The organism is Catellatospora paridis (genome assembly GCF_009720365.1).
GTDB classification, from domain to species: domain Bacteria; phylum Actinomycetota; class Actinomycetes; order Mycobacteriales; family Micromonosporaceae; genus Catellatospora; species Catellatospora paridis.
Genome location: NZ_ML769313.1, coordinates 163,347 through 177,513, shown reverse-complemented (window position 1 = coordinate 177,513; position 14,167 = coordinate 163,347). Strand labels below are relative to the sequence as shown.

At 71.5% G+C, this 14,167-nt stretch carries 14 protein-coding genes; 7 read left to right on the top strand and 7 right to left on the bottom strand.

Going from position 1 to position 14,167, the window contains the following annotated elements; genetic code table 11:
• Positions 1-23 precede the first annotated feature (23 nt).
• The 3 genes from asnB to F9C41_RS05735 all read left to right on the top strand — a co-directional run bounded on the left by asnB (position 24) and on the right by F9C41_RS05735 (position 3,701).
• On the top strand, positions 24-1,949 hold the full coding sequence (gene asnB / locus F9C41_RS05745) for an asparagine synthase (glutamine-hydrolyzing) (RefSeq protein ID WP_230689339.1): 1,926 nt from the start codon (positions 24-26) through the stop codon (positions 1,947-1,949).
• A 41-nt stretch (positions 1,950-1,990) separates the two neighbouring features.
• A complete protein-coding gene (locus tag F9C41_RS05740) occupies positions 1,991-2,353 on the top strand; it encodes a DoxX family protein (RefSeq protein ID WP_155385617.1) in 363 nt (120 codons plus the stop codon).
• Positions 2,354-2,477: 124 nt separating this feature from the next.
• Positions 2,478-3,701 carry a multidrug effflux MFS transporter gene (locus F9C41_RS05735; protein WP_155386191.1) on the top strand — a complete coding sequence of 408 codons (1,224 nt, stop codon included), beginning with the start codon at positions 2,478-2,480 and terminating at the stop codon, positions 3,699-3,701.
• A gap of 63 nt (positions 3,702-3,764) precedes the next feature.
• Here the strand turns inward: F9C41_RS05735 and F9C41_RS05730 are convergent, their stop codons facing one another.
• From F9C41_RS05730 to F9C41_RS05700, 7 genes are all read right to left on the bottom strand, one after another.
• Positions 3,765-4,250 carry a hypothetical protein gene (locus F9C41_RS05730; RefSeq protein WP_155385616.1) on the bottom strand — a complete coding sequence of 162 codons (486 nt, stop codon included), beginning with the start codon at positions 4,248-4,250 and terminating at the stop codon, positions 3,765-3,767.
• Between the two features lie 64 nt (positions 4,251-4,314).
• Positions 4,315-5,028, bottom strand: a complete 714-nt coding sequence (locus F9C41_RS05725; RefSeq protein WP_196279635.1) for a DUF998 domain-containing protein — start codon at positions 5,026-5,028, stop codon at positions 4,315-4,317.
• Between the two features lie 36 nt (positions 5,029-5,064).
• Positions 5,065-5,841 carry an ABC transporter ATP-binding protein gene (locus tag F9C41_RS05720; RefSeq protein ID WP_155385614.1) on the bottom strand — a complete coding sequence of 259 codons (777 nt, stop codon included), beginning with the start codon at positions 5,839-5,841 and terminating at the stop codon, positions 5,065-5,067.
• The gene (locus F9C41_RS05715; RefSeq protein WP_155385613.1) at positions 5,838-6,896 is read right to left on the bottom strand and encodes a FecCD family ABC transporter permease; all 1,059 of its coding nucleotides are present in this window, start codon (positions 6,894-6,896) and stop codon (positions 5,838-5,840) included. Before F9C41_RS05715 ends, F9C41_RS05720 begins: the two co-directional genes overlap by 4 nt.
• 1 nt (position 6,897) lies before the next feature.
• The gene (locus F9C41_RS05710; protein ID WP_155385612.1) at positions 6,898-7,926 is read right to left on the bottom strand and encodes a FecCD family ABC transporter permease; all 1,029 of its coding nucleotides are present in this window, start codon (positions 7,924-7,926) and stop codon (positions 6,898-6,900) included.
• Between the two features lie 10 nt (positions 7,927-7,936).
• The gene (locus F9C41_RS05705) at positions 7,937-8,941 is read right to left on the bottom strand and encodes an ABC transporter substrate-binding protein (protein ID WP_155385611.1); all 1,005 of its coding nucleotides are present in this window, start codon (positions 8,939-8,941) and stop codon (positions 7,937-7,939) included.
• A gap of 316 nt (positions 8,942-9,257) precedes the next feature.
• A complete protein-coding gene (locus F9C41_RS05700; protein ID WP_155385610.1) occupies positions 9,258-9,560 on the bottom strand; it encodes a helix-turn-helix domain-containing protein in 303 nt (100 codons plus the stop codon).
• 64 nt (positions 9,561-9,624) lie between these two features.
• Between F9C41_RS05700 and map the strand changes: the two genes are divergently transcribed.
• The 4 genes from map to F9C41_RS05680 all read left to right on the top strand — a co-directional run bounded on the left by map (position 9,625) and on the right by F9C41_RS05680 (position 14,165).
• On the top strand, positions 9,625-10,404 hold the full coding sequence (map, locus tag F9C41_RS05695) for a type I methionyl aminopeptidase (RefSeq protein ID WP_155385609.1): 780 nt from the start codon (positions 9,625-9,627) through the stop codon (positions 10,402-10,404).
• A 161-nt stretch (positions 10,405-10,565) separates the two neighbouring features.
• Positions 10,566-10,712 carry a hypothetical protein gene (locus tag F9C41_RS05690; protein ID WP_155385608.1) on the top strand — a complete coding sequence of 49 codons (147 nt, stop codon included), beginning with the start codon at positions 10,566-10,568 and terminating at the stop codon, positions 10,710-10,712.
• 72 nt (positions 10,713-10,784) lie between these two features.
• Complete coding sequence (locus tag F9C41_RS05685) at positions 10,785-13,526, top strand: ATP-binding protein (RefSeq protein ID WP_230689337.1); 2,742 nt, start codon at positions 10,785-10,787, stop codon at positions 13,524-13,526.
• Between the two features lie 291 nt (positions 13,527-13,817).
• Positions 13,818-14,165, top strand: coding sequence for a DoxX family protein (locus F9C41_RS05680; RefSeq protein ID WP_155385607.1), 348 nt, complete (start codon positions 13,818-13,820; stop codon positions 14,163-14,165).
• The last annotated feature ends 2 nt before the right edge of the window (positions 14,166-14,167 follow it).

Below are 14,167 nucleotides of genomic sequence, written 5' to 3'. Positions count from 1 at the left end.
GGGGCAGCACGATGTGCGGAATCTTGGCTCACTTCAGCGCGGACGGAACCGCCGGCACATGTGTCGACGCGATCACGGCTTCGCTGCACGGACTGCACCACCGAGGCCCGGACGACACCGGGGTGGTGCTCATCGACGGCGACGCGGTCTTCGGCCACAACCGACTCGCCGTCATCGACCCGGCCGGATCACACGAACCGCTGTACTACCGCGACGACCGTTACGTGCTCACCTTCAACGGTGAGATCTACAACTACCTGGAGCTGCGCGAGGAACTGCGGCGCGACTGCGGGGCCGAATTCAGCACCGACGGTGACGCCGAGGTCATCGTGGCCGGCTACCACTACTGGGGCGAGACGGTGCTGGACCGGCTTCGCGGCATGTACGCGTTCGTGATCTGGGATCGCCAGGCCAGGCAGGCGTTCGGGGCCCGCGACCAGTTCGGCATCAAGCCGATGTACCTCATGCAGGACCGGACCGGGCTCTACCTGGCCAGCGAGAAGAAGGCGCTGCTGCCGTTCCTGGACCGCACCGCGACCGCCCCACAGCGCATCGACCCGACCAGCCTCAAGTACTTCATGACGTACCAGTACGTGCCGGAGCCGCGCACCCTCGACCTCGGCGTGGAGCGGCTGGCCGCCGCCGAGTGCTTCACCTGGACACCGGCCCAGGGGATCCGCCGACGCCGCTACCTGCGGCCCCAGTTCGCACCGGCGCCCGAGCCCGCCCCGCAACGGCTGTACGAGCAGATCGCCGAAGCGCTGCGCGACAGTGTCCGGATGCACCTGCGCGCGGACGTGCCGGTCGGCGCGTTCCTGTCCAGCGGCATCGACTCCACCGCGATCGTGGCGCTGGCCCGCGAATCCCACCCGGACCTGAAGACCTTCACCGTGGGCTTCGACATCGCCGGCTACTCCGAGACCGACGTCGCCCGCGAGTCCGCACAGGCTCTGGGCGTGCGCACCATCCCGACCGTCGTCACCGCGCAGGAGGTGATGGCGGCGCTGCCGCTGATCGTCTGGCACCTGGACGACCCGGTCGCCGATCCGTCCCTGGTGCCGCTGTACTTCCTGGCCAGGTCGGCGGCCCAGCACGTCACCGTGGTGCTGTCCGGGGAAGGCGCCGACGAGCTGTTCGGCGGGTACGCCATCTACCGCGAACCCCTGTCGTTGCGGCCGCTGACCAGGCTGCCCGACCCGCTGCGGCGCGGCCTGCGGGCCGTCTCCCGGGCGGTGCCCGAAGGGGTCAAGGGGCGCGGTTTCCTGGAACGGGGCACCAAACCCCTGCGCGAGCGGTTCAACGGCAACGCCCGGATCTTCGCCGACGACGCCGAGCTCGCCCGCCTGCTCCTGCGCGACGACACCGCGGCGAGGTTCACCGACATCACCGCGCCGCTGTACGAGCAGGCGACCGCGGCCGGCCTGGACGACTCGACGGCCATGCAGTTCATCGACCTCAACACCTGGCTGCCCGGCGACATCCTGACCAAGGCCGATCGCATGTCCATGGCCCACTCGCTGGAGTTGCGGGTGCCGTTCCTGGACCGGGAGGTGTTCGCGGTGGCGCGCCGCATCCCCCTCGAACTCAAACTCCCCCGGCAAGGCCAGTCCACCAAGTACGCCCTGCGGCAGGCGCTGCGCCGGATCGTGCCGCCCGCCATCGTCGACCGTCCGAAGATGGGCTTCCCCACCCCGACCCGGGTCTGGCTGGCCGGCCCGATGTACGACTGGGCCCGCCAGATCCTGCACACCTCCGGTGCCGGCGACCTGGTCAACCTGCCATACGTGGACGGCCTGCTGCGGGCGCACCGGGCCGGCGAGGCCGACCACTCACGGAAGATCTGGACCGTCCTCATCTTCTGCCTCTGGCATGCCGTATTCGTCACCGGCACAATGAACCCCTTCGACGGCAACGACGTGCCCGCCACATCCCGCCTCGCCCGTTCCTGATCGCCCGTCCCGCACCAAAACGGTTGATATCGGAGGCATCCGTGTCCACGCTGCCCGACCCGGCCTGGCCGGTGGTCGTCCTCGCGTTGATCCAGGTGGCCGACGGGGTGCTGTGCGTCAAACCGGCGCGCTTCGTCGCCGCGTGCCTCGAAGCCGTGCGCTTTCCACGACGGTGGTGGCGGCTGCTGCCACCACTGAAGTTCGCCGCCGCCGCCGGTCTGATCGCAGGGGTCTGGGTGCCCCTGCTCGGTGCGCTGACCTGCGTGGCACTGGTCGCCTACTTCGTCGTGGCGATCACCATGCACATCGCCGCCCGCGACTTCGGGCGCTACCTCTTCGTCAACGCCACCGGCATGCTGACCCTCACCGTCGCGACGACGATGTACAGCTTCGTGCTCGGGTAGCCACCGCGATCCGGCGTGTGATCTGCACCATCTCGCCGCCGACGGGGAACATACCCGCCGGTATCCAGTTGTTGTCAGCGTGACCACACCTCCCGCCACAGCCACGCGCACGCCCGGCGACCTCATGAGCGGCGCGCAGCAGCTGCGGCTGGTACTCGTCCTCGGTTCGCTGATCGCGATCGGCCCGCTGACCATCGACATGTACCTTCCGGCCCTGCCCGCGATCACCGATGACCTCGCCACGACCTCCACCGCGGTGCAGCTCACCCTCACCGGCACGCTCGCCGGCCTGGGCCTCGGCCAGCTCGTCATCGGCCCGCTCTCCGACGCGTACGGCCGCCGCAAGCCGCTGATCCTCGGACTCCTGGTGCACGTGCTCGCCTCCGCCCTGTGCGTCATCGCCCCCGACGTGCTCACCCTCGGCGCGCTACGCGTCCTGCAAGGGCTCGGCGTCGCCGCGTCCTCGGTCGTGGCCATGGCCGTCGTTCGGGACCTGTTCAACGGCACCGCGTTCGCCCGCCTCTTCTCCCGGCTGATGCTCGTCATGGGCGCCGCGCCCGTGCTCGCACCCACGCTCGGCGGGGCGGTGCTGCGCTGGACGCAGTGGCGGGGCGTGTTCGTGGTGCTGGCCGGATTCGGCATCGCGCTGACCCTGGTGGCCGTGTTCGGCCTGCGCGAGACGCTGCCCCCGGAGCGGCGGCGCACCGGCGGCACCGCCGGCACGCTGCGCATGTACCGCGCGCTGCTGCGGGACCGCACGTTCGTCGGGCTGGTGTTCGTGGCGGGCCTGGCCATGGCCGGGCTGTTCGCATACGTCGCCGGTTCTTCGTTCGTGCTGCAAGAGCAGTACGGCCTGGACGAGCAGCAGTTCGCGATCGCGTTCGGCGCCGGCGCGGCCGGGCTCATCGGCGCGACCCAGCTCAACGTGCGCCTGCTGCGCCGCTACACCCCGCAGCGGATCCTCGTCGGCGCGCTGGTCGCCGGTGCTGCCGCCGCGGCCGTCCTCGTCACGCTCGCCGCGACCGGCGTCGGTGGCCTGCCCGCCCTGCTCTGCGGCCTGTGGGCGGTCCTGGCCGCCAGCGGCCTCGCCCTGCCCAACGCGCCCGCCCTGGCCATGTCCCGCCACGGCGAAGCGGCCGGGACCGCCGCGGCCCTGCTGGGCGCGGTCCAGTTCGGCGTCGGCGCGGTGGCCGCGCCGATGGTCGGGCTGCTCGGCGCGGACGCGATGGCGATGACCGCGGTGATCCTCGCCGGGATGACGGCCGCACTGGCGATCGCGCTGCTGGTGGTGCGCACGGCCCGGTTCGACGACGTCCCCGTCGAGGCGGTGGCGGTGCACGTCGGCTGACGCGGGCACCCGCGAGGTCCGGCGGCAGCACCCCGCCGGACCCGCGTGCTCCGCCGCCCGTGGTCAGGCGGCGGGCATGTTCTCCCAGGCCCGATGCAGGCGGCCGGTCAGGGCCGTCTCGGCCGCCTCCATCCGCTCGACGGCGTGGCGCAGCGCCTCGGTCTCGCTCTGCGGGCGAGCCAGCGTGTTCGCCCAGTCGTCCTGCGTCGCGGCGGCCGCCTCGGCGATCTCGCGGTGGATATCGCCCAGGGCGGCGAGATAGTCGCGCGCGGCAGTCTCGATCTCCGCGTCCAGCACGCTGCGCTTCTCGATCAGGAAGATGTTGAGGTGCCGGGTCTGCTCCCCCAGCGCCTCCGCCGAGATCGCCCCGCCCCGGGACAGGATCTGCAGCTGCCGCAGACGCGACTGCAGCTCCTCGATCGCCCCCGCGCTGCGCTGGCTCAGCTCCCGGGTGCGGCGGTTGCGCTCGGTGCGCCGCCACTGCAGGAAGCCGAGCCCGACGGCCAGCGCGCCGCCGAGGAATCCGAGCACCGGTCCAAGAATGTCCACGGACGACATAGTGCAGCAGACCGATGATCTGCCGCGAGAGGGGAACCGCAGCCGAGTCTTTCGGCTATCCGGCCGTGGCCCGCTCCGCTGCCTGCGCGTCGGATGCACCGTCGGCCAGCGCGATCCCGGACGCCGCCTTCGACCGTCCCGCGAACTGCGCCTGAGCCGGCACGACCGCCTTGGGCAGGCGGCACAGCAGCACTCCGGTCACCACGACCCAGCCCACCACGGGCACCAGCGCCACCCGCTCCAGCACGCTCGTGAACAACCCCCGTCCGATCGCCAGCAGCCCGATCACCAGCAACAATGCCAGGGGCACGGTCACCCCGGAGAACACCCGCGCGGTACGCCGCAGCGCCGGCTGCAACGCGATCAGCGCCACGGCGACCATCGCCACCACCGCCAGCCCGACGGCGAGCACGCTCGCCCCGGCGTGCACCAGATCCGGCGCCGTCGACGGCTCGTAGGGCGGCAGCGGGCACCCGGGGGTGCACGACACCGCCGACGAGAGCACGCCGAAGACGGCCGCGGCCACCAGCATCGCGCACACGAACGGCACCAGCCGCCGCAACGCCGCCCCGAGCAGGGCCAGCGAGCCGGCCAGGGCCAGGATGCCGGTCCGGTAGATCCCGTCCCGCGGGCTGGTGGCCACACCGCCCTCGCTGATGTAGCCGCGCGTCCACGGCTCGGGCAGCACGCCGAGCGCGTACATCACCGCGGCGGTGCCCGCGACCGCGAACACGACCGCGAACCCTGCCGGCCATCGGGACCTGTCCAAGACCATGATCCACCCTACTCCCGACGGCCTGGCCGGCTAATCGGCCGGCACGATGATCGGGGTGCCTGCCACCGGATCGGCCACGATCACGCAGGCCAGCCCGAACACCTTCTCGATCAGCTCGGCGGTGATGACGTCGCGCGGCGCGCCCTCGGCGACGATGGCCCCGTCCGCCATCGCGATGATGTGATCGCAATAACGGCTGGCGAGGTTGATGTCGTGCAGCACGGCGACGATCGTCTTGCCGCCCTGCGCGTTCAGGGTGCGCAGCAGGCGAAGCAGCTCGACCTGGTGGTTGATGTCCAGGAACGTGGTGGGCTCGTCCAGCAGCAGCAGGTCGGTGTCCTGGGCCAGGGCCATCGCGATCCAGACCCGCTGGCGCTGGCCGCCGGACAGCTGCCGCAGCGGCCGGTTCACCAGGTCGGCGGTGTCGGTCGCGTCGAGGGCGCGGGCGACGGCATCGTGGTCGCGGTCGTTCCAGGTGCGGAACCAGCCCTGGTGCGGGTAGCGGCCGCGGGAGACGAGGTCGGCGACGGTGATGCCGTCGGGGGCGAGCGGGGCCTGCGGCAGCAGGCCGAGCACCTTGGCGACGTCCAGGGTGCTGAGGTCGGCCATGGCCTTGCCGTCGAGCAGCACGTTGCCCGCGCGCGGGCGCAGCAGCCGGGCCAGGCCGCGCAGCAGCGTGGACTTGCCGCAGGCGTTGGCGCCGACGATCGCGGTCACCTTGCCGTCGAGCACGGTGACGTCGAGGTCGCGGACGATCGGCTCGGCGTCGTAGCCGAGGGTGAGGCCCTCGGCGCGCAGTCGGCTCATCCGCCGGCTCCCCTTCGGTTGGTCGTGGCGAGCAGCCACAGCAGATACGGTGCGCCGACCGCGCCGGTGACCACACCGGTCGGCAGCGGCGTGGGCAGCAGGTGGACGGCGACGAGGTCGGCGCTGAGCACCAGGACCGCGCCGACGAGTGCGGCCGCGGCGATGCTGCCGGTCGCGGGGCCGAGCAGCCGGTTGGCGATCGGGCCGGCGACCAGTGCGACGAACACGATCGGCCCGGCGACCGCGACCGCCAGTGCGACGAGCAGCACCGCGGTGGCCAGCAGGGCGGCGCGGGTGATCTCGACGCGCGAGCCGAGGGCGCGGGCGGTGTCGTCGCCGAGTTCGAGCACGCGCAGTTTGCGGGACAGGATCACGGCCAGGGGCAGCAGCACGACGAGCGCGCCGCCGAGCAGTTGGAGCTCGTCGTCGCTGGCCTGGCCGACCGAGCCGGTCAGCCAGTGCATGGCCTGCCGGGCTTCGAACAGCTCAGCCTTGATGAGCATGTATCCGGTGAGGCCTTCGAAGAACACGGCGACGCCGATGCCGATGAGGATGAAGCGGTAGCCGCTGACGCCGTCTCGCCAGGCCAGCAGATACATGACCACGGCTGCGGTGATCGCACCGCCGAGTGCCAGCGCGCAGACGGCGAGGCCGCCGACCTGGAACAGCACGATGCCGCTGACGGCTGCCAGGCTCGCGCCGGAGGTGATGCCGACGAAGTCCGGTGACGCGAGCGGGTTGCGCAGCAGCTGCTGGAACACGGTGCCGGACGCCCCGAGGGCCAGGCCGACGGTGAGCGCGGACAGCGCGGTCGGCAGCCGCAGGCCGCGTACGACGAAGTCGACGCTGGGGGTGTCGGCCAGGTGCAGCACGGAGGTGATGACCTCACCGGCGGTGAGCCGGAAGCTGCCGACCATCATGGTCAGCACGAACAGGGCTGCCACGGCGGCGGTGAGGCCGGTCGTCGCGGCGAAGGCGCGCACGGCGCGATGGCGGCGGGTGGCGCGCAGCGCGGCCGCGGTGGCGGAGCTGGTGCGGGTGGCGGTAGCTGTCATGTCATGCCTCCGACAATCGGCCGTAGCGGACGATGCCGATGAACACGGGCGCGCCCAGGACGCCGAGCACGACGCCGACCTGCAGTTCCCCGGGGCGGGCGACGACCCGGCCGACGATGTCGGCGAGCAGCAGCACGATCGGTGACAGCAGCATCGAGTACGGCAGGATCCAGCGGTAGTCCGGTCCGCAGATGAACCGGGCCAGGTGCGGCACGACCAGGCCGACGAACACGATGGGGCCGCAGGCGGCGGTCGCGGCGCCGGCGAGCACCGCGACGATGGCGAACGCGGCGGCGCGGGTGAGCCCGACGCGCTGGCCGAGGCCGCGGGCGGTGTCCTCGCCGAGGGCCAGGCCGTTGAGCGCCCGGCCGCAGGCCAGCGACGCGACGAGGCCGATGACCAGGAACGGCGCGACGCCGGTGAGGATGGGCGCGTACCGGCCTGCGAGTGAGCCGACCTGCCAGAACCTGAGCTCGTTGAGGGCGTCGACGTTGGTCATGACGATGCCGGTGGTGAGCGAGCCCATGCCCGCGGTGACGGCCGCTCCGGCGAGGGCGAGTTTGACCGGTGTGGCGCCTTCGCGGCCCAGGGACGCGATCGCGTAGACGAGCAGGGTGGCCAGGATGGCGCCGGCGAACGCGAACCAGATGTAGACGCCGACGCCGCGTACGCCCAGCACGGTGATGGCCAGGACGACGAAGGCGGCCGCGCCGGAGTTGACGCCCATGATGCCGGTGTCGGCCAGCGGGTTGCGGGTGACGCCCTGCAGGACCGCGCCGGCGACGCCGAGGGCCGCGCCGACGAGGACACCCAGAAGAGTCCGCGGCACGCGCATGTCGACGGTGACGGTGTGCTCGATGGAGCCGTCACCGTCCAGCCCGGCCAGGGCGCGCAGCACGTCGGACAGGCCGATGTCCCGCGAGCCGAGCGTGATGCTGAGGAAGGCGACCAGGGCGAGGATCACGCCGAGCACGGCGAGCCCGGGCCCGAGGGCCAGCGCTCGCCGTGCTCGCACTGTTGAGCTGCTCATGTGCGGTGGATCAGCTGCCGACGTTCTCGTCCGCGGCCTTGATCGCCGTGGTGAGCTTGTCCAGCTCGGCGGCGAAGTGGCCGTAGGTGTGCAGCCAGTACGCGGGCCAGGAGACGACCGCGTTGGCCTTCGCGGCCTTGATCGCGAACCAGGTCGGCTGCTTCTTGCCCCACTCGGCGTTGGCGGTGTCGGTGTAGGAGCGGCCGTCCCACAGGATCAGGTCGGGCTGGTACTTGTCGGCGTTCTCCCAGCTGAGGTTCTCCCAGTACGGGAAGCCGGGGTCGGGCTTGTCGGGGTTGACGACCTTCAGGCCCCACTTCTGGAAGTCCAGCAGCTCCGGCGCGAATTCGGGGTTGGCGACGTAGACCTTGTCGTCGGCCGGGGACATGGCCAGCACGGTCAGGTTGGGCTTGGTCGCGACGGCGGCCTTGAACGCGGTGACGGCGTCCTCGAACTTCTTCTTCGACGCGGCGATCTCCGGGGCGTCCACCTTGGCGCCGAGGCTCTTGGCGAGGGCCTCGTAGCCCTCGGCCAGGTCGACGATCGACTTGCCCTGCGAGACGCCGACGACCGGGGCCAACTCCTTGAGCTTCTTGCTCTTCTCGTCGACGCCCTCCTCGAGGCCGCTGTGGGCCTTCTCGGCGGGCCAGTAGTCGCCGACGATCAGGTCGGGCCGCAGCGACGCGGCCTTCTCGACGTCGATCTTGCCCCACTCCTCGCCGAGGATCTCGATGCCGGTGAGGTCCAGGCCCTTGAGGTTGGGATCGGTCTTGACCGACTCGTCGGCGTAGACGCCGACGGGCTTGATGCCGAAGGACATCAGCGCGGCGGCCTCACCGGCGTGCGCGATGATCCGGGTCGGGGTCTTGTCGGCCTTGACGACCTCGCCGGAACCGTCGGTGAACTGCCAGGGACCGGCGGACGTCGGCGTCGTTTCGGGAGTATCGGTCGAGCCGCAGGCGGCGAGCGTCAGGCTCAGCGCCGCAGCGGCAACGATCGGGCGCCAGATGCGCATGAGGGATTTCCGTTCTCACTGAAGAAAGGGCTGCCTAAAGTTAGGTAAGGCTAACCGAGCTAGCGATCACCGGGAAGCCCATAGGTGACCCAAGTCACCCACCCGCCACACGCCGCACGAACCCGCCGTCCGAAAGCGACTCCGCGACCTATCCAGGTGATCGACAGCGCGACGTGCGGGTATTCAATGAAATGGATACGTTGGGCTGGATCGCCGCTGAAGGAATCGCAACCGGCCGGCGTGACAACGGATGCGGTGTACCCACCGGGCATGGCTCCACCGCCCGGCACGGCAGGTCCGTCAGGGCATTGCGGACTTACGCGGCCAACCGCTCACGTGCGCCACGGCCGGAGCCGATCGGTTCGACACCGGGCTCAGGCTGGTTGATCTCGGCCCATACGGCATCGAGGGAGAGGCCGAGGACGTCGGCGATCGCCGCTATGGTCGGGAAGGCAGGAGTCGCCACGCGGCCCGACTCGATCTTCCGGAGCGTCTCCGGGGAGACGCGTGCGTCGAGCGCGGTCTCGAGCATCGAGCGCTCTCTCCTGGCGCGACGCAGCAGGGCACCGAGGCGGCGTCCGCGCTCGACCTCCGCCGCGGTGAGCGGCAACCTGACCATGGTCGGATTATAGTACCGGGATAATATGGCCGGGATAGTTATTGGTTCCTGAGAAAGGCGTCGCATGATCGAGATCCTGGACCCCGCCGAACTGCCCCGAGCCAAGGCGGCAGGCGCCCTGGTCGCCGACATTCTGCAGACGCTGAAGAGCCGCAGCGCGGTGGGCACCAACCTGCTGGACATCAACCGGTGGGCCAAGCAGATGATCGCCGAGGCCGGGGCGCTGTCCTGCTACGTCGACTACGCGCCCTCCTTCGGACGCGGGCCGTTCGGCCACTACATCTGCACATCGGTCAACGACGCCGTGCTCCACGGGCTCCCCTACGACTACGCGCTCGCCGACGGCGACCTGCTGTCACTCGACCTAGCCGTCTCCAAGGACGGCGTCGTCGCCGACTCCGCTGTCAGCTTCCTCGTGGGCGACGCGAAACCCCAGGAGAGCGTCGCGCTGATCAGCGCGACCGAACGCGCGCTGCAGGCAGGGATAGCGGCTGCCGGGCCGGGGGCTCGCATCGGCGACATCTCCCACGCCATCGGCTCGGTCCTCACCGACGCGGGATATACGGTCAACACCCAGTTCGGAGGTCACGGCGTCGGCTCAACGATGCACCAGGACCCGCACGTGCCGAACACCGGACGGCCCGGTCGTGGCTACAAACTGCGCCCCGGGCTGCTGCTCGCGCTGGAGCCGTGGGTCATGGCGGACACCGCCGAACTCGTCACCGACGCCGACGGCTGGACGCTGCGCAGCGCGACCGGCTGCCGCACCGCACACAGCGAGCACACGATCGCCATCACCGACGACGGAGCCGAGATCCTCACCATGCCGAAGCAGACGCACTGACACTGCCCGACGTCCCCGTAGGTATGCCTAGACCATCCCCGACCGCCGACTAGGAGGGTCGAGGCCGGTCAAGATAGGCCGCCGATGCGGATGGAGAGCCGTCCCGGCAAGACGAACATGGATGTTGTCAGCAGGACAACCGCACAGACGAGGAGTCTGCGATGTTCGGATCGCCGGAACTCTACTTCGATATCGCCAAGATGCACCACAAGGAACTCATCGACGAGGCCGCCCGGGAGCGGGTCGCGGCGTGCGCGCTGTGGCACCGCCGGATCGGCGGCAAGGCACGCAAGCGCGTACCCCGATGAGAGCGAGCACACAGGCCCGGGAGCCCGAAAAGGGCCCCGGGCCTGTCCGGCTGCGCCGGTACGCTGTCGCGCGTGGGAAGTCAGCGAGGTGGGGCGAGCTCCACGATGGTCGGGCGTGACCGCGAGCTGCGGCAGTTGACGCAGCTGGTGGCGTCACGCCGGCCGGCCGTGGTGTTCGTCGGCGGCGAGCCCGGCATCGGCAAGACCCGGCTGGTCCGGGAGCTGCTGCCGACCCTGCCCGAGCAGGCCGTGGTGCTGGTCGGCCAGGCCGAGCCCGACTCCCTGGCCCGCCCGTACGAGCTGCTGCTCGACGCGGTCGACGGCGCCGACGGCGTGCAGGTCGACGCCGAGCGGCTGGCCGCGCTGACCGACGCGCGCCGCAGCCCCGTCGAGCGCCTGCACAGCGGGCTGGCGCTGGTCGCCGACCTGGTCGGCGACGGCCCCTCGGTGATCGTGTTCGAGGACCTGCACTGGGCCGACTCCGAAAGTGCGGCCCTGTTCGAGCGCCTGGCCGACACCGACGGCCCCCGCCTGCTCATCGGCACGTACCGGCCGGACGAGGTCAGCAGCCGGCACCCCCTGGCGTCACTGCTGGAGCGGATGGAACGCCGGCACGCCGTGGCGCACCTGCGGCTGGAGCGGCTGACCGAGGCCGAGACCGCGGCACTACTGGCCACGGTCACCGGCAAGCCCGTGTCTTACCGCACCGCCGCCGCGCTGTATCACCGCACCGGCGGCAACCCGTTCTTCCTGGAGGAGCTGCTCGGCTCCTGTCAGCCCGACGACCTCGACGCCCTGGTCGAGCAGCCACTGCCGTGGAGCCTCGCCGAGGTGCTGCGCCGCCAGGTCGCCAGCCTCGACGCCGACGCGCAGCGCGTGGTCGAGGCCGCCGCGGTGCTCGGCCGCCGAGCCCCGTTCGACCTGCTGGCGACCGTCACTGGGGCCAGCGAGAACGAGCTGATCAGCGTCCTGCGCGACCTGGTCGTGCGCGGGGTGCTGGTGGAGGCCGGCGAGGACGAGTTCAGCTTCCGGCACGCGCTGGTCCGCGAGGCCATCACCGGGCAGATGCTGGGCCGCCAGCGTCGCCGCCTGCACGAGAGCGCCCTGGAGGCGCTGCTCGACGGCGGCGACGCCGACCCGGCCCTGATCGCCCACCACGCGCAGGCCGCCGGGCGGTACGCCGACATGGTGTCCGCCGCCCGCCGCGGCGCGGTGCTGTACCTGGCGATCGGGTCGGCGTACCAGGCACTGCAGCTGGCCGAGATGGGCATGGCCGAGGACCCCGAAGACCTGACTCTCCTATCGGCGGCGGCGCGCGCCGCCTGGCTGGCCGGGCTGCTCGGCGACGCCGCCGGATACGCCCAGCGCTGGCGCGACCTCGCCGACGGGCCCGCCGACCGCGCCGACGCCCTCTACCTGCTGATCCGGCTCGCGTGGGAGACCGACGACGAGCCGTGGCTGGAACGGGTCACCGCCGACATCGAACGGCTCATCGCCCAGCTGCCGCCCGGCGCGGACAAGGCCAGGGCGATGACCGCCGTGGCGCAGTCGGCGATGCTGCGCGACCACGACGACGAAGCCCTCGAGTGGGCCGACCGCGCCCTCGCGCTGGCAGCCGAGTTCGACCTGCCCCAGATCCGGCTCGCCGCCCTGGTCGAGAAGGGCATCGTGCTGACCGGCCACCCCGACCGGTCCGAGGAGGGCCGGGCCACGCTGTCCGGACTCGTCGACGAGGCCGAGAAGATCGGCGAGTGGGTGCTGGCCGCGCGGGCGCTGAACCGGCTGGTGAACATGCCGCAGACGTCGTCGCTGACCGAGCAGGCCGAACTGCTGGAACGGATGCGCGGCGACGCCGAACGGGCCGGATTCGAATCGCTGGCCGTCGCGGCATACTTCCAGGGCCTGGCCCGGCTGGCCATGCGCGAAGGCGACCTGCAGGCCGCGATAGGCGCGCTCGACGAAGGCCGCGCCCGTGACCGCGGCTACCTCTACTCCGGCCGCCGCGCCGACTTCCACGCGGTGTTCCTGGCCGGGCTGTGCCTGGAGTCGGGCACCCTCGACCGGGTGCAGCGCCTGATCAGCGACCTGTCGGGCATCGAGAAGGTCGACCCGATGGTGCTCGACGGCCTCGGCTTCCACCTGGCCTGCCGCCGCGGCGACCTCGACGGCGCCGACGCGCTGCTCGACCGGGTGCTCGACGGTCTGCGCCAGCAGGCGTGGCGCAGCGGCGAGCAGGCACACGACCTGCTGTCGGCGGCGCTGCACGCCGGACTGCCGCTGCCCCGGCTGCGCCAACTCGCCGCAGAGCTGCTCGACGGGCAGGTCTGGGACCACTGGCGGGCGCTGGTCGAGGCGCAGCTCGCCGAAGTGTGCGGGCAGGACTCGGCGGCCCTGGACGGCTACCGCTCGGTCGCCGAGTCGCCGATGCTGGCCCTGGCCGTACGCGGCACCGCCCACCTCGGCGCGGCCCGCTGCCTGCTGGCACTGGGCCGCGACGCCGAGGCGGCCGGCTGTGTCGAGCGCGCCGGTGAACTGCTGCGCCGCTGGACCGGCTGGCGGGTGGAGCAGCTCGGGCAGCTACGGGCCCAGCTCGGTCTCGCTCCCGCCGACGGCCGCCAGACGGTCACCGGCGTCTCCGCACTGACGACCCGCGAGCGCGAGGTCGCGCTGCTGGTCGCCGACGGCCTGACCAACGCCGAGCTGGCCCGGCGGCTGTACATCTCACCGAAGACCGCGGCCGTGCACGTCTCCAGCATCCTGCGCAAACTGGGCGTCGCCTCCCGCACCGAGGTCACTACCGCCCTCACCCGCTGACCGCCACGCCACGCCACGCCCAAGATCGTTCGACTTGCCTGGCAGGTGGGCGAATGCGCGCTCAAGATACGCACAGGTGCCGGGCAAGTCGGCCGATCTTGGGACGGACCCGACAGGCCGGTCAGGCAGGGAGGCGGCGGGCGCAGCATCGGCCGGCCGCTGCGCCAAGTCGCGAACCTGGCCGCCGGAGTGCCGCGCGTGTCCGAAGAAGATCTGGTTGGGCTGTCACGTTCTGGCGGCGGGCCGAGTCATACCGGTGAAGGCACATCGCAGCACGTTAAGGAGCATCTGATGGCCACCGCCTACACCGTCGTCACCGTCATCGCCGCCGCCTGGGTCGGCTTCTCCGCCGGATCCATATTCGCCGGGGCCAAGTGGGTCGTCGAGCCGCTGGCCGACTACGGCGTGCCCCGTTCGTGGTGGACCTGGCTCGGCGTGGCCAAGGCCGCAGGAGCGCTGGGCCTGCTGGTGGGGCTGTTCATCCCACTGCTCGGTGTGCTGGCCGGGATCGGGCTGGTGCTCTACTTCACCGGCGCGGTGATCACCGTGCTGCGCGCCAGGTCATACGCTCACGTCCCGTTCCCGCTGCTCTACCTGGGCCCGGTCGTCGCCTCGATGGTCCTGGCCTCCGCCGCCTGATC

Excerpts from the sequence above, each read along its gene's own strand:
- F9C41_RS05735 (WP_155386191.1), top strand. The coding sequence starts at position 2,478 with ATGAGCGGCGCGCAGCAGCTGCGGCTGGTACTCGTCCTCGGTTCGCTG.
- F9C41_RS05720 (WP_155385614.1), bottom strand. The coding sequence starts at position 5,841 with ATGAGCCGACTGCGCGCCGAGGGCCTCACCCTCGGCTACGACGCCGAG.
- F9C41_RS05715 (WP_155385613.1), bottom strand. The coding sequence starts at position 6,896 with ATGACAGCTACCGCCACCCGCACCAGCTCCGCCACCGCGGCCGCGCTG.
- F9C41_RS05710 (WP_155385612.1), bottom strand. The coding sequence starts at position 7,926 with ATGAGCAGCTCAACAGTGCGAGCACGGCGAGCGCTGGCCCTCGGGCCC.
- F9C41_RS05705 (WP_155385611.1), bottom strand. The coding sequence starts at position 8,941 with ATGCGCATCTGGCGCCCGATCGTTGCCGCTGCGGCGCTGAGCCTGACG.
- F9C41_RS05700 (WP_155385610.1), bottom strand. The coding sequence starts at position 9,560 with ATGGTCAGGTTGCCGCTCACCGCGGCGGAGGTCGAGCGCGGACGCCGC.
- map (WP_155385609.1), top strand. The coding sequence starts at position 9,625 with ATGATCGAGATCCTGGACCCCGCCGAACTGCCCCGAGCCAAGGCGGCA.
- F9C41_RS05690 (WP_155385608.1), top strand. The coding sequence starts at position 10,566 with ATGTTCGGATCGCCGGAACTCTACTTCGATATCGCCAAGATGCACCAC.
- F9C41_RS05680 (WP_155385607.1), top strand. The coding sequence starts at position 13,818 with ATGGCCACCGCCTACACCGTCGTCACCGTCATCGCCGCCGCCTGGGTC.